General features: G+C 63.5%; 11 protein-coding genes. 5 read left to right on the forward strand and 6 right to left on the reverse strand.

Annotated features, from left to right (window positions below):
• Positions 1–130 precede the first annotated feature (130 nt).
• Positions 131–1,801 (forward strand): DUF885 domain-containing protein, encoded by a 1,671-nt coding sequence (locus tag HU144_RS15140; RefSeq protein ID WP_235352014.1) that lies wholly within the window; start codon positions 131–133, stop codon positions 1,799–1,801.
• Between the two features lie 33 nt (positions 1,802–1,834).
• Complete coding sequence (locus tag HU144_RS15145; RefSeq protein ID WP_235352015.1) at positions 1,835–2,524, forward strand: GntR family transcriptional regulator; 690 nt, start codon at positions 1,835–1,837, stop codon at positions 2,522–2,524.
• A 2-nt stretch (positions 2,525–2,526) separates the two neighbouring features.
• On the opposite strand, the gene HU144_RS15150 is transcribed toward HU144_RS15145, so the two are convergent.
• From HU144_RS15150 to HU144_RS15160, 3 genes are all read right to left on the reverse strand, one after another.
• The gene (locus HU144_RS15150; RefSeq protein WP_198395285.1) at positions 2,527–3,252 is read right to left on the reverse strand and encodes an aspartate/glutamate racemase family protein; all 726 of its coding nucleotides are present in this window, start codon (positions 3,250–3,252) and stop codon (positions 2,527–2,529) included.
• A gap of 13 nt (positions 3,253–3,265) precedes the next feature.
• Positions 3,266–4,783: an NCS1 family nucleobase:cation symporter-1 gene (locus HU144_RS15155; protein ID WP_442862661.1), complete on the reverse strand. Its 1,518-nt coding sequence runs from the start codon at positions 4,781–4,783 to the stop codon at positions 3,266–3,268.
• Between the two features lie 211 nt (positions 4,784–4,994).
• Positions 4,995–6,635 carry an MFS transporter gene (locus HU144_RS15160; protein WP_235352016.1) on the reverse strand — a complete coding sequence of 547 codons (1,641 nt, stop codon included), beginning with the start codon at positions 6,633–6,635 and terminating at the stop codon, positions 4,995–4,997.
• Between the two features lie 360 nt (positions 6,636–6,995).
• Between HU144_RS15160 and HU144_RS15165 the strand changes: the two genes are divergently transcribed.
• Complete coding sequence (locus HU144_RS15165) at positions 6,996–7,976, forward strand: hypothetical protein (protein ID WP_235352017.1); 981 nt, start codon at positions 6,996–6,998, stop codon at positions 7,974–7,976.
• Between the two features lie 160 nt (positions 7,977–8,136).
• Here the strand turns inward: HU144_RS15165 and HU144_RS15170 are convergent, their stop codons facing one another.
• From HU144_RS15170 to HU144_RS15180, 3 genes are all read right to left on the reverse strand, one after another.
• Entirely contained in the window at positions 8,137–9,420 is a 1,284-nt protein-coding gene (locus HU144_RS15170; RefSeq protein ID WP_235352018.1) for an MFS transporter, read from the reverse strand.
• Between the two features lie 211 nt (positions 9,421–9,631).
• A complete protein-coding gene (locus tag HU144_RS15175) occupies positions 9,632–11,011 on the reverse strand; it encodes an LLM class flavin-dependent oxidoreductase (RefSeq protein WP_235352019.1) in 1,380 nt (459 codons plus the stop codon).
• Positions 11,012–11,097: 86 nt separating this feature from the next.
• A complete protein-coding gene (locus tag HU144_RS15180; RefSeq protein WP_235352020.1) occupies positions 11,098–12,438 on the reverse strand; it encodes an MFS transporter in 1,341 nt (446 codons plus the stop codon).
• A 272-nt stretch (positions 12,439–12,710) separates the two neighbouring features.
• Between HU144_RS15180 and HU144_RS15185 the strand changes: the two genes are divergently transcribed.
• Positions 12,711–13,229, forward strand: coding sequence for a flavin reductase family protein (locus HU144_RS15185; protein WP_235352021.1), 519 nt, complete (start codon positions 12,711–12,713; stop codon positions 13,227–13,229).
• An 84-nt stretch (positions 13,230–13,313) separates the two neighbouring features.
• Positions 13,314–14,441 carry an Rv2578c family radical SAM protein gene (locus HU144_RS15190; RefSeq protein WP_235352022.1) on the forward strand — a complete coding sequence of 376 codons (1,128 nt, stop codon included), beginning with the start codon at positions 13,314–13,316 and terminating at the stop codon, positions 14,439–14,441.
• The last annotated feature ends 54 nt before the right edge of the window (positions 14,442–14,495 follow it).

Here is a 14,495-nt window from a genome sequence, read left to right on the forward strand (position 1 = left end):
GTGATTCGCTGAGATCGGGCTGGGAACCAATCCATGCTATCCGGTGGCTCCCGTTGCCGGCGGACCATCCCAGGGTGATCTTGCTCTAGTCGCCTGATTGCTGTGTTCTCAGTCATATAGGGTGAGAATCATGACCCAGAAGAGAACCCCGTCGGCCGTTGACGCCGTCGCTGAAGAATTTGTCGACAGATCACTTGCGCTCTCCCCCTCCCTCGCCCTCTATCTCGGCATCGAGGGTGCCAAAGGCTTCGATGACTTCTCCCCCGCTGGCCTGGCTGCCGCCAACGATCTCACTGTCGAGACATTGGCCAAGCTCGCCGAGGTTGAGCAGACCGCCGAACTCGACGACGTCGACCTCGTGACCATCGATGCGATGCGTGACCGTCTGAGTGTTGATCGCGACTACTTCGAGGCCGGGCTCAAGCATTCTAGCCTCAACGTCATCGAGTCTCCCCTGCAGTCCATCCGCGACGCCTTCGACCTCATGCCCACCGACACCGCCGAGGGCTGGAAGACCATCGCCACAACGATGGAAGCCGTCCCGACCTCCGTGGCCGGCTATCAGGAGTCCTTGGCTCTGGCCAAGAGCCGCGGTCAGGTCGCGGCCCGGATCCAGATCGAGAAGGTCATCGAACAGGCCCGCACACTGGCCGAACCGGGCAGCAACTTCGACCAGCTCATTGCCGGCGCCACCGACGTCCCGTCGTCGCTGCGCGAACAGCTGAGCACCCACGCCGAGGCGGCCCGTGAGTCCTTTGGCCATCTCGCCGATTTCCTGGCTGCCGAACTCCTCCCGGCAGCCCCGGAGAATGAGGCCTGCGGTCGCGAGGCCTACGCCCTGCACTCCCGTGACTTCCTCGGCGCCGAGGTCGACTTCGATGAGACCTATGCGTGGGGTCTTGAGGAATTGGCCCGCATCGATGCCGAGCAGCGTGAGGTCGCGGCGAGAATCCAGCCCGGTGCCGACCTGTTCGAGGTCATGGAGACGCTGAACAACGATCCCGAACGGACCCTGCACGGAGCCGAGGGGCTGCGTGAGTGGATGCAGAAGGTCGCCGACGAGGCGATCTCGGAACTCGGGAAGTCCCACTTCGACATTCCCGAACCCGTGCGCACGATCGAATGCATGATCGCGCCCTCGGCCACCGGCGGCATCTACTACACCGGACCCACAGACGACTTCTCCCGCCCGGGCCGCATGTGGTGGTCGGTGCCCGAAGGCGTCACCGAGTTCGCCACCTGGCAGGAGAAGACCACCGTCTATCACGAGGGCGTGCCCGGCCATCATCTGCAGGTCGGCCAGGCCACCTATGTCTCTGACACCCTCAACCGCTGGCGCCGACTCATGTGCTGGGTTTCCGGCCACGGTGAGGGCTGGGCCCTCTACGCAGAGAAGCTCATGGCTGACCTCGGCTTCCTCGACGATCCCTCAGACTACCTGGGCATGCTCGACTCACAGCGTCTGCGCGCGGCCCGCGTGGTCCTCGACATCGGCTTCCACCTGGGACTCGAGGCGCCTAAGAGCCTCGGCGGAGGGACCTGGGACCGGGAGAAGGCCTGGCAGTTCCTCACCGACAACGTGGCGATGGACCGGTCGTTCCTCGCCTTCGAACTCGACCGCTACCTCGGCTGGCCGGGACAGGCACCGAGCTACAAGATCGGACAGCGACTGTGGGAGCAGTTCCGTGATGAGGCCAAGGCCGAAGCCGGAGCGGACTTCGACCTCAAGGCCTTCCACACCAAGGCGCTGAACTTGGGTTCGGTCGGCCTCGATGCCCTCGGGCGAGCCATGAAGCGCTGACGCTGGGCAGAACACTGGTGGGAGAATGACCTGGTGAAGAACAATGACAGTCCGCGCAGCGATGGCCCGCGCTCTGAGACCGTGCGGGTCACCGAAGTGCTGCGCAACGAGATCATCGACGGCGTCAGGCTGCCCGGCAGCAGACTGGTCGAGCGGAACCTGGCCACCGAGCTCGGGGTCAGCCGTGTGCCGATCCGTGAGGCTCTCAAACAGCTCGCCGCCGAGGGATTGGTGGCGAATCGGCCCAACACCTGGTCGACGGTGCGCGAGTTCTCCCCCAGTGACATCGCCGACCTCAACGAAGTGCGGACCGTCTTCGACATTCTGTCCTTCGAACTCGCCGCGCAGCGACACAATCGTGAGGGCCTGGCCAAGCTCGAGGCCACCATGGCCAAGGGCAAGGAATTGTCGAAGGCCGGTGACGTCGTCGGCGCCCACCGCTCTGCGGCGGACTTCCATGCCATCGTCACCGAACTCTCCGGCAACCGGCTCCTGGCCGAGATCGGCGAGCTCCTCGACTCGCGTATGCGCTGGCAGCTCAGTCAGCACGACGACCTCGATTTCGTCGCCACGGAGCACGCTCAGCTCTACGACGCGATCGCCCATCGCGATCAGGCGAAAGTCAGAGATCTGGCCGCCCGGCACCTCGGAACGAGCCAGGACCAGCATGACAAGCACAAGGAACGCCTCGCCCGGGCCGTCGACGAGGGCGACGAGGAGTGACCTCACGCAGCGCTGAAGGGCCACCCGCTCAGCTGCTTAGGACGGGCCGGCGCGTAGGTACGGACCTTCGAGGTCTTCAGTCCCAGCCCCACCAGTGACTCGGCCAGCTTCACTGCGGCGGTGACTCCGTCGACGACGGGGACATCGCAGCGTTCGACGATGACCCGCTTGAGGTCTGCCATTCCCCCGCACCCGAGGACGATGGCCTCTGCACGATCACGTTCAACCGCCTCGGCGGCTTGATCAGCGATCGCCTCCACGGCCCGCTCGGGTTGATTCTCCAGTTCCAGCACGGCCATCCCGGAGGCCCTCACCGAAGTGCAGTGCGTGTTGAGTCCCGCCAAAAGGAGCCGGTCCTCGATGAGGGGAACCGTGCGATCAAGCGTCGTGACGACCGCATACCTGTGGCCGAGGAACATAGCCAGGGCGGCACCTGCCTCGGTGATGTCGATGACGGGAACGTCGAGGAGCTCCTGGAGTCCTTCGCGCCCGTGTTCGCCGTATCCGGCCTGGATGACGGCGTCGAAGTCCCCCGGGTATCTCATCACCGCATCCATGACCCCCAACGCCGCGAGATAGCTCTCGACATTGCCTTCGCAGGACTCGGCTCCGAAGTCGGGGGTCAGCGCAATGATCTCGGTGTCTGCCGAGGCGACCTCCCGTGCCGCACGGGCGATGGACTCAGTCATCGACTCGGTTGTATTCACGTTGACGACGAGGATTTTCACGATGTGCTCTCAATCAGTGTGTGGTGGGGACGGCGATCTCCTCGCCGTCGACCTCGCGGAAGGTGAAGTTCCGGCGGGCGATGATGAAGTAGATGATGGCCGCGATGCCTGCCCCGCTGAACCACGAGAATTCGGAGAGTCCTGCGAACGCGGGAACCAGGGCGAAGACGAGGGAGATGAGGGAAGCCGGAATGAAGGCGCCGATGGCGCGCCAGTTGACTCCACGGTGGTAGAAGTACTCGCCGTCTCCCGCCTCGGTGTAGAGCTCGGGAACGTTGACCTTCGTCTTCCGGATCACCCAGTAGTCGACCATGATGACGCCGAACAGGGGTCCCAGCAGCGCGCCGAGTCCGCCCAGGAAGTACACGATGACGACCGGTGAGTCGTAGAGATTCCACGGCAGGATGACGAAGCCGATGACCGCGCTGATGATTGCCGCACTGCGGAAGTTGAGATGACGCGGGAACATATTCGTCAGCGCGTAGGTCGGGGCGACGAAGTTCGCCATGAGGTTGACGGCGACCGTGAGGATCAGCAGCGCCAGGGAGGCCAGCGCCAACAGGATCGGATTGCCGATGGTCTGCACGATGTCGGCCGGTGAGGTGATGACCGTGCCGTCGATCTTGTACTGAGCGCCGGCCAGCGAGATCACAACGAGGCCGAAGACGAGCATGTTGATAGGGATGCCCCAGAAGTTGCCGACGACGATCGAGCCCTTCTTCTTCGCTGCGCGGGTGAAGTCGGAGAAGTTGAGGACGAAGGTGCCGTAGATCGCGACCCACAGGGACCCACCGCCGAGGATGTGCATCCACATCGGCCAGCCGGACAGGGCGTCCTCTCTGGCCCAGGAGATGGAGAAGTCGACGCGGGAGAGCATCCAGATTGCCAATGAGACGAAGGTGACGAGGATGATCGGTCCGGCGATCGCCTCGTATTTTCGGATCATCTCCATGCCGTAGCTGACGATGATGACCTGGACGATCCAGAGCAGTGTGAACGAGAACCAGCCCAGTCCGGAGAGTCCGAGGAACTCGGTGTCGGCCCACGACTGGAGGCCGGGGACGAGGGTGATCAGAAGGACGTTGAGGACGCTGGAGGCCAGATAGGTCTGGATGCCGAACCAGGCGATGGCGACGATGCCGCGGACTGAGGCCGCCAGCTGCGCACCGTGGATGCCGAAGGCGATGCGACTCATCACCGGGTAGGGCACTCCCGTCTTATGGCCCATGAAGCCGGAGAGTGTGAGCAGGAAGAAGAGCAGTGCTGCGCCGACGAGCAGCGCGACGAGGATCTGCCAGGCCCCCAGGCCGAGGGCGAAGAGTCCGAGCGCGAACCCGTAGTTGCCCAGTGAGTGCACATCGTTGGCCCAGAGGGTGAAGACACTGTAGGCGGTCCAACTGCGGCCTTCTTTGCGGCTGGGCGCAAGATCCGAGTTGTAGAACCGCGGGCTGATGCGATGAGCCGCCAACTGCTCGGGGCTCGGCCCCATCCACTTCGGTGCGGAGTCCTGCGTGGCCTCGGTCTTTGACATGGGTGTCACTCAAATCTGAAGGGCACAGAGCTGGGATACCAAATGGGAGACCACAGCACTGTGACGGCGAGTTCTATCCGACTCAGCGTAACCCCAGTCACAGACGGTGCGCAACGACACATTCGCAATCGAGCCGCCTACACGCTCAACTACAGCGATCGTGCGGGCGGCTCAACGGCTGGTCACAGGCTCAATCGCAACAATCCAGCTATCATATATTTGGCATACCATTTTCTTCTTCCACGTCCTTGGCCGTCGGATCCCATTTGACGATGCCGACGGCGATGGCTCCGGCCAACGGTGCGCAGGCGACGATCCAGAAGACCCCTGTGCCCATGGAACCGGCCAGGATCGGGAACATGATGAGGGAGACGATCGAGAACGCCCGCAGCACGGACTGGTTGAAGCCGATGCCGATGCCGCGCAGCCTCGTCGGATACGACAGAGTCGCGTAGTTCATCAGGTTGGCCCCTGGCCCACCTGCCTGCGCGAAGACGAAGGCCGCGAGCATCGCTACTGAGACGAGGACGAGGGCGCCGGTCGGGATGCCGACGATGGCCAGCAGGGCCAGTGCCACCGCCTGGATCACGAAGCCGACGAGGGTGATGCGGCGCGTGCCGAAGCGGTTGATGATGCTCATGCCCAGCAGCCCGCCGATGGCACCGAAGCCGAGGTTGATGACGAGTGAGGCGATGATGGTGACCAGCGGCGTCTGGTGGAACAGCGTCGTGATGATCAGCGGGGTGCCGTAGGCGACGGCGTTGTAGCCGAAGGTGGAGAACACGGACACGCAGAGAGCGACGATCGTGCGCACGCGGTACTGCGGGGCGAAGAGTTCTGCGAACCCGCTCCACTTGCCGCCGCGCTTGGGAGTCTGGAGGGACCCAGCACTCGGCCCGGTAGCTGCCGAATCTCCGGTCTGCCCGGCAAGGTTCCTCGATTCCTGACCGGCAAGGTTCGTCGATTCCTGCATGGCGCCACCGGCGTCAGCTGCTGCCGTCGTCCTCGTGCCGCCCACTTCGTCTGCGAGCCTGACGTCGAGGTTGTGGTGTGAGCGCATGACGTCGACGGCCGCGCGCAGATCGCCCTGGTTGGCCAGCCACTCGGGTGATTCGGCAAGGTAGCGGCGACGGACGAGGAGCACCACGAGCGCGGGAACGGCACCGAAGCCGACGACGAGTCGCCACAGAATGGCATGCTGGTCATAGGGCAGGCTGACGAAGATGATGAGGACGACAAGGTAGCCGATCCCTGTTGCGATATACCAGGCAGGTGACCAGGCGTTGACGCGCTGGGAACGGTTGCCCTTGCCCTTGAGCTTGGAGAACTCGGCCAGGAAGGCCATCGCCACGGGCAGGTCGAGTCCGACGCCGATGCCCATGACGAAGCGGAAGAAGATGAGAACCCATTCGTTGGGAGCCACGGCACAGCCGATGGCGGCGATGACGAAGAAGACCATATCTGCCATGAACAGTTTGTACCGGCCGAAGCGGTCGACGAGGTATCCGCCGAAGAGCGCCCCGATGACCGCGCCGACCATGATCGAGGCATTGACGAGCCCGGTCATGAAGCCGGAGAGCCCGAACTGCTCCTTGATCGCGGTGATGCCGAAGGCCAAAGATGAGAAGTCGTAGGCGTCCATGAAGATCCCGCCGAGGGCGAGGATGATGACCGCTTTGGTCTTTGTGCCCTGGGATCCGAATTCGGCGAGAACCGAGTGGATGTCGGAGGCGCTGCGGATGATCCGCGGAGACTTCGTCCCGCTGGCTGTGCCCTCCGCCGCCGAGGTGGGGCCTGAGTCGGTCGTGTCTGGTGCGTGCGCCGAAGTGCCGGCTGGTTCTGGACTATTCACAATCGTTCAGTATGGTCTGGCCACGCCCCCGCCCGCTCCCCCAGTCGTCACAATATGTCACGGTCGCCGACTGCACCCCGCTGGCCGAGTCGGCAATCTCCGTCATAGTGGAGTCGCGTGCGAAAACTGGGGATATTTCGAACGCCAGCCCTCATTGAAGAGCTTGCCTCCCGAGGAGCGGGGAGCTTCCAGTGGGTTCAGCCCGAGGTGACGGGGCCGAATACACTCTCGACTCGTGTGCACAGACCTTCGGCGAGAACCAGCACTCATGTGCGAACGGCCTGTGGACGGCGCAAGGCCATCCACAGGCCTTTTCGTCTCTGTTTCGTCGTCGGCCGAAGAGCGCCACTGTAGTTGATCATGAAGACCAAACGTGTTCCAGGAAAGCAGTCGAGCACTGCGAGCTGGGAGCAGCTCCGCTTAGCGGGGAACCGTCCGGTACAGTTCCTGACTGCACCCGTGCCGTTCACCCGCCACCAGGCTCCAGACCTCGGAATCAGCCTCTATCGGTTGAGAACCGATTCCCGGTACCTCCAGCTCTATCGGGGCGTGTGGATCGACACTCGCCCCGAAACCTCTGTCCCCGCCCCGCTATGGGCCGATCACGAGTGGCTGCTGAGACAGACGCATCTGCAGGCCCTGCTCCAGCTCGACCCCGAAATCGCCGCCAGCAATGTCACCGCCGCTCGCCTCTACGGACTTCCACTTCCGTCCCGCATCGACGAACACAGTCTGCATGTGGTCACATCGCCTAATACAGCGAAGGTTCGACAAGGCGTCGTGTCCCATCGCTACCAAGAGCTGAAAACCTCGAATTTCTTCGAACTGCCACTCATCTCCGTGCCGCAGCTGTTCCTCGAACTCGCCCCACTCCTGACGATCGAGGAACTCACCACGCTCGGAGACGCAGCCATCGGTCGGTGGCACGCAGGCCCCCTCACCTCGATCTCCGCGCTGAGACGAGAGGTCGCTGCCCGCGATCGCATTTATGGCAGACACACCGCAGAGAAGGCTCTCGAGCTGATGCGCGGAAACGTCGACTCCCCACGTGAGACTTGGCTGAGGCTTTGGCTGATCAGTCAAGGCTTCCCCGAGCCCGCTGTCCATCCTGCCATCGCCTGCCCACTCGTGAATGCTGTTCTCCACCCGGACCTCGGTTATCCGAACAAGAAGGTGGCTATTGAGTATGAAGGCGATCATCACCGAAGCTCCGACGAACAGTTCGCCACAGACAACAGTCGGCTCGCGGCAATTACGGCCGAAGGCTGGACGGTTCTGAGAGTGTCCAAGAGGACCAACATGGAGCAATTCGCCAGGCTGCTCGAACACCACCTCGCATAACCAGCTCTCCAGTGAGCGTCCTTGTGGACTGGCGTGCGATATACAGCGAAATGTCGAACGCGCGGCCACAATGACGCGGGGTTGGGAACACGGCACCGACTGCATCTTGTCGGACAGGCCCTCCCTCACCGTCCTTCACCGTCTCTGCCGGGGCTGCCATCTACTCCAATTCGATGCCGCGCTTCTCCGGCAGCAGGAACATGGCGAGGAACTGGATGATGTAGATGGTCGGCAGCAGCGCAAGTGCGAACGCGAATCCGAAGGAGTCGGCAAGAAGGGCGATGACCACGGGGGCGAGTCCGCCCAGGGCACGGCCGATGTTGAAGATGACGTTCTGTGCCGTGGCCCGCACCTGCGTCGGGTACATTTCTGCCAGCAGAGCCCCGTGCCCGCCGAGCATGCCGTTGGCGAAGGCCCCCATGAAGAAGCCGCCGATGAGCAGTGCGGTCGGGTCGGTCATCTGGCTGTAGACGAGGATCGAGACGATCGCCCCGGCTTGGAAGATCCAGAACGCCGGTCGCCTGCCCAGCCTGTCGGCAACCTGACCGAAGATGAGGATGCCAGCAAGCATTCCGATCACCGTCACCGCCGTCCACAGCGATCCCTTCGTCACGCCGAGGTCCATCCTCTCGGACAGATAGTTGGGCAGCCAGGCGATGATGCCGAAGTATCCGAAGTTCTGCACCGTCGAGAGGACGATCAGGGCAAAGGAGATCTTCACAGTCGCCTTGTCCTTGACCAGCGCACGGATCTTTGCACCGAAGGTCGGAAGGTCCGGTGAGCCTGCCGACTCGCTTGAGTCTCCCGACTCCCCCGCCGTATGACCTCGCTGGGACTGCACGAACTTGTCGGGCTCCTCGATACCTCGGCGAATGACGAAGGCGAAGATGGCGGGGAAGAGACCGATGATGAACAGTGCCCGCCAACCCCACAGAGCGATGACCGGAGCGGCGACGATCGCGGCGGCGAAGACGCCGATCTGGAATCCCACGCCCACCCAAGAGGTGGCGCGGGCCCGCTGGTTGGCCGGCACCGCCTCGGCGGCCAATGCCATGCCGATGCCGAACTCGCCGCCGATGCCGATGCCGGCGATGAACCGGTAGGCGGCCATGTCCCAGTATCCCTGGGCAATTGAGCTCAGCCCGGTGAACACGGCGAAGATGAGAACGGTCCAGGTGAGAACCCGGACACGGCCGTAGCGGTCGGCCAGTGATCCGAAGATGATGCCGCCGAGGACCGCACCGAAGAGGGTGATCGTCGACAGCGATCCTGCCTCGACGTCGCTGAGTCCGAAGGTGGCGATGATCCCGCCGAGGGCAAAGCTGAGAATGAGCAGGTCGAAGCCGTCGAGCCCGTATCCGACAGCTGCGGCGAAGAGCGCCTTGCGTTTGTAGGCGGGTGCCGAGGTGGACTCGGCAGAAGTCTGTGGCGTCGCTGCGCTCATGCGGGATCCTCAGGCGATCGGCGGATCGGAAAATGGCCGCAGACCATTATCCACCAGAAGTGGCCGGCAGATGAACTCGCAGGTCAATCACGAGACGTTCATCCACCGGCCACGAGGTCGAGCTCCCACACAGGCCAACTCCATGCAGGGCGAACCCCTGCACAGGCGAGCTCTCCCCTACGAGCCAGCTCACAGGGTCACATGTACCGGCTCATACGAGCGCGTCGGCTCCCAACCGGTACCCTGCACCTTTGTGGTCATCGGCCAGGCGGGGGCCCTGCCCGGTGAGCTGTTCGCGGACCGTGGCACCCTCGATCGGTTCTGGCAGGAGACCACGGCGACGCAGTTCGGGCGATACGTACTTCGTGAATCGCTCGGCGTCGGCGGGGCGGACGGCAGCGGCGATGTTGAAGCCATCGATGTCGGCCTCGGACATCCAGCGTTCGAACTCGTCGGCAATAGTCGCGGGCGAGCCGGTGATGACGGGTCCGCGTCCGCCGATGGCGACGAATTCCGCCAGGTCGCGGATGGTCCAGGTCTTGTCGCCGGCCATGGTGGTGAAGGAGGCGAGCGCGGACTGGTTCGCGTCCGTGGCGACGTATTCCAGCGGGTCGTCCGGCTTGGCGCCGGAGAGGTCGACGCCGGTCCAGCCGCCGAAGAGCGAGAGCGCGGATTCGGTGTCGACGTAGCGTGTGTAGTCGGCGAGCCTGGCTTCGGCTGCTTCGTCGGTATCGTCGACGATGACGGTGGCGAGCGCGAAGATCTTCACGCTGTCGCGGGCGCGTCCGCGTTCTTCGAGTCCGTCGCGGACCTTGTCGACCCAGGCGCGCAGGATCTGCGGCGTGGGTCCGGAGAAGAAGATCGCCTCGGCGTGGTCGAGGGCGAACTCCTGTCCGCGCTTGGAGGCACCAGCCTGGAACAGCAGCGGTGTTCCCTGCGGTCCAGGCACGGCGAGCGCCTGCCCGGGCACGGTGAAGAACTTGCCCTCGTGGTTGATGTCGTGGACCTGTTCGGGGTCGACGAAGACATTGGCCTCGGCGTCGGCGCGCAGTGCCTCGGGGGTGATCGAGCCTTCGAAGAGCTTGTACATGACGTCCATGTACTCATCGGCCCGGTCGTAGCGCTCGTCGTGCGGGATCTGGCCTTCGAGCCCGAGGTTGCGTGCCGCGGAGTCGACGTAACTGGTGACGATGTTCCAGGCCACGCGCCCGTTGGTGAAGTGATCAAGAGTCGTCAGGGTCCGGGCCAGCAGGTAGGGCTGTTCGTAGGTCACCGAGGCGGTGATGCCGAATCCCAGCGTCTTCGTCGCTGCGGCCATAGCGGGAACTGCGACGAGTGGGTCGAGGAGGGGGAACTGGACTCCCCCGCGGTTCGTCACGTCGGCATTGCCTCCGTAGACGTCATAGACGCCGAGGATGTCGGCGAGGAACAGGGAGGAGAATCCTCCTTCTTCGAGGGTCTTTGCCAGATCCGTCCAGAAGGACAGCTGCGTGAATTCGTCGACCCTGGAGTCAGGGTGGCGCCACAGTCCGGGTGACTGGTGGACCGGGGTCATCATGTCGAAGGCGTTGAGAATAATGGGTTTCGTCATCGTGTGTCTCTTTCCTTGTCGGTGTCAGGTGGCAGATGTCAGGTGGCAGATGTCAGGTCATGCACTTCAGTGTCAGGTCATGGATCTCAGTCGTGGGCGGGGTCGCTGATCGCCAGCTCGCGGGCAGGGTCCTTTGCCGCCAGGGCCGCGATGAGTGAGAGCAGGCACAGCAGTGTGAGGTAGCCGCAGATCAGCCAGGGCGAGTGGCCGCCGACGACGTAGAGCAGGGCCGCGACCATCGGCATGATGCCACCGCCGATGACAGTGCCCAGCTGGTAGCCCATGTTCACCCCTGAGTAGCGGATCTCGATGGGGAACTGTTCGGCGAACCAGGCTGCCTGGGGACCGTAGACGGCGTCGTGGGCGAGGTTCATGCCGAGGATCACGACGATGGGCAGGAAGGCCAGTGGGCCGGCGTCGAGGAAGGCGAAGAAGATCCATCCGAATACGGCCACGCCGATGATGCCGCCGATGGTCACGCGCCTGCGACCGACCTTGTCAGAGACCCACCCCCACAGAGGCCCGGTGAACAGACCGATGGCCGAGGCGATCATGACGGCAGTGACGCCGGCGGTCGAGTCGTTGCGGTTCTCGGCCAGGTAGCTGAGCATGTAGACGGTGATGAGGTAGAAGACGCTGTTCTGCGCCAGACGGAGTCCGATTGTCACCAGGAGGACGCGCGGATGCTTGGTCAGCACGTCGCGCAGGGGCGCCTTGGCGACGTTTCCGGAGGCCTTGAGCTCTTGGAATTCCGGTGCATCGGAGACGCCGAGGCGGATCCACAGTCCCAGTGCCACGAGCAGTGCCGAAGCCAGGAAGGGGATGCGCCACCCGAAGGCTTCGAACTGTTCGGGTGTGAGCAGCTTCTGCACGATGAAGAAGGCGCTGGTGGCCAGCAGCATTCCGGCCGCCGAGCCGATCTGGGTGAAGGATCCGAACAATCCGCGTTTCCGGGGCGGGGCGTGTTCGACCGAGAGCAGTGCGGATCCGCCCCATTCGGCACCGGCGGACAGTCCCTGCACGATCCGGAGGACGACAAGTGCGCCAGCGGCCCACCAGCCGATGGAGTCGAAGTTCGGCACCAGCCCGATGAGCGTTGAGGCGGTGCCCATGGACAGCAGGGAGACGACCAGGAGTGCCTTGCGTCCGACTCGGTCTCCGAGGTGCCCGGCGATGATGCCGCCCAGTGGTCGCGCGAAGAATCCGACCGCGAGGCTGGCGAATGCGGCCAGGCTGCTGCCGAGCTCGCTGCCGCTGGGGAAGAACTGAACGTTGAAGATCAGTGCCGCCGCTGTGCCGTAGAGGTAGAAGTCGTACCACTCGATGGTGGTGCCGGCGAAGGCTGAGGCGAGGACTCTCTTCTTCCCGTCCAAGAGCCGCCGAGGTGGGGTCTGGGTGATCGTCTCCGCTACGGAGGGCTGTGCCATGGGATTCTCCCTCATCTACGTGCTCAGAATGCCTATTCAAGTCCAGAGTTTCGTTGAGCAATCTAGGGACTGTGTGGCGGTTCATGTCGCCGCCGCGTCACTGTTGGACTTTGATCGTCATATGGGGACACACGAAGACTCACTGGTGTCACATCGGGATGCACTTGGTGGCAATATCTGTGATGATCATTTGAGATCACTAAGGCATTGTTGAGCGGAACTTCTCAGCATCCTCACCCCCTCAGCAAATACATTCCACCGGAGGCAAGTTCATGACGTCGATCGCACGAGCCGCAGCCGTGTCACCGGATGCTCTGCGCGAGACCTTTTCGCACTTCCCACAGGGCGTTGCGCTCATCGGCGCGGAGGTCGACGGGACTCCCCTCGGACTCGTCGCCTCGACTGTCACCGCAGGAGTCTCACTCGACCCTCCTCTGATCAGCGTCGCCGTCCAGACCAGCTCGAGCACGTGGCCATTCCTGCGGACTGCACCCGCGTTGGGAGTCTCCCTCTTCGGCACCCATCAGTCACCCCTAGCCAGGCAGCTGGCCTCGAAGGACCGCGCTTCGCGCTTCGCTGGGATCGACCCCGAGGTCACGGCAGATGGCGCTCTGACTATCCCGGGCAGCCCTGCCCACTTGTGGACGCGTCTCTACAACGAGATCGAGGCCGGCGATCACACCGTCGCACTGCTCGAGATCCTCGATGCCGACAGCGCCGAGGACACCGACTCAGGCACCGAGGCTCTGGTCTTCCATCGCAGCGAGTTCAAGGGCACAACAGTCTCCTGATCGCGACTTCTTCGCCCGACAAGTCACCCCGAAACCGCGCCGACCAGCCTTGACGCCGACTAGAACACGTGTTCGAATAGGGTGATGAGGTGGAACCAGCAGAGCACACTTACCCCGACCCCCGGGACAGAGTCGGCGCCAGGGTCAGCGCCAGGCACGACAGCTGCAGGCACGACAGTTGCAGGCAACGATGCCCCTCCTGCAGAGCTCTTCGGCCTCAAGGGTCTGGTGCGCAGTGTTCGAACACCGGAGTTCGCCGGTGTGACCTTCCATGAAGTGCTGGCGAAGTCGGCCCTGAATAAGGTGCCGGCGGCCAGCTCGATGCCATTCACCTGGACGATCAATCCCTACCGCGGGTGTTCTCATGCCTGCGTGTACTGCTTCGCCCGCAGCACCCACCGATACCTCGATCTTGATTCCGGTGAGGACTTCGACCGGCAGGTCATCGTCAAGGTCAACACCCCCGAAGTTCTCGCCGCCGAGGTGGCCAAACCGAAGTGGTCACGTGAGCTGGTCGCCCTGGGCACGAATACGGACCCCTACCAGCGCGCCGAGGGTCGCTACGCACTCATGCCGGGCATCATCACCGCCCTGGCCGAGCATGGGACTCCGATGTCTGTGCTGACCAAGGGCACCCTGCTGCGGCGCGACCTGCCGCTGCTCGCCCGTGCCAAAGAGGACGTCGACGTGGAGATCAGCATGTCGATCGCCGTCTATGATGACGCGCTCCAACAGACGATCGAGCCAGGCACACCGACGACAACCGCACGCCTGGCCACAGTCAAGGCGGCTGCGAACCTCGGATTCAAGGTCACGGTCTTCCTCATGCCGGTGATGCCGAAGCTCACCGACTCGATGGAGCATCTCGATACCGCATTCCGCGCAATCAAAGAGGCGGGCGCGAGCAGGGTCGTCTACGGTGCCCTGCATCTTCGGCCGGGTGCCCGCGAATGGTTCTTCACCTGGCTGGAACGCGAACATCCGGACCTGCTCCCCCGCTACCGTCGCATGTACGCGAAGTCCTCGTACGCGTCGAAAGAGTACCGAGCCTGGCTGAGTCGGCGCATCAACCCTCTCATCGACGCATACGACCTGCGCGGCTCCTCCGATGACGACTACCCGAAGACCAAGCGCGGAGACCGAACGAACAGCCCCTCACTCAACCAGACTCAGGCCGCGAGCCTCACACCACCCCAGGAAGCCCTGTTCTGATCAGATTCGAGCACGTCACCTAAGCACCTCACCTCATTGAACCTCGGCGAACAC

Source organism: Brevibacterium sp. UCMA 11752 (assembly GCF_021532235.1).
GTDB classification, from domain to species: Bacteria; Actinomycetota; Actinomycetes; order Actinomycetales; family Brevibacteriaceae; genus Brevibacterium; species Brevibacterium antiquum.

Excerpts from the sequence above, each read along its gene's own strand:
- HU144_RS15140 (WP_235352014.1), top strand. The coding sequence starts at position 131 with ATGACCCAGAAGAGAACCCCGTCGGCCGTTGACGCCGTCGCTGAAGAA.
- HU144_RS15155 (WP_442862661.1), bottom strand. The coding sequence starts at position 4,783 with ATGTCAAAGACCGAGGCCACGCAGGACTCCGCACCGAAGTGGATGGGG.
- HU144_RS15165 (WP_235352017.1), top strand. The coding sequence starts at position 6,996 with ATGAAGACCAAACGTGTTCCAGGAAAGCAGTCGAGCACTGCGAGCTGG.
- HU144_RS15170 (WP_235352018.1), bottom strand. The coding sequence starts at position 9,420 with ATGAGCGCAGCGACGCCACAGACTTCTGCCGAGTCCACCTCGGCACCC.
- HU144_RS15175 (WP_235352019.1), bottom strand. The coding sequence starts at position 11,011 with ATGACGAAACCCATTATTCTCAACGCCTTCGACATGATGACCCCGGTC.
- HU144_RS15180 (WP_235352020.1), bottom strand. The coding sequence starts at position 12,438 with ATGGCACAGCCCTCCGTAGCGGAGACGATCACCCAGACCCCACCTCGG.
- HU144_RS15185 (WP_235352021.1), top strand. The coding sequence starts at position 12,711 with ATGACGTCGATCGCACGAGCCGCAGCCGTGTCACCGGATGCTCTGCGC.
- HU144_RS15190 (WP_235352022.1), top strand. The coding sequence starts at position 13,314 with ATGAGGTGGAACCAGCAGAGCACACTTACCCCGACCCCCGGGACAGAG.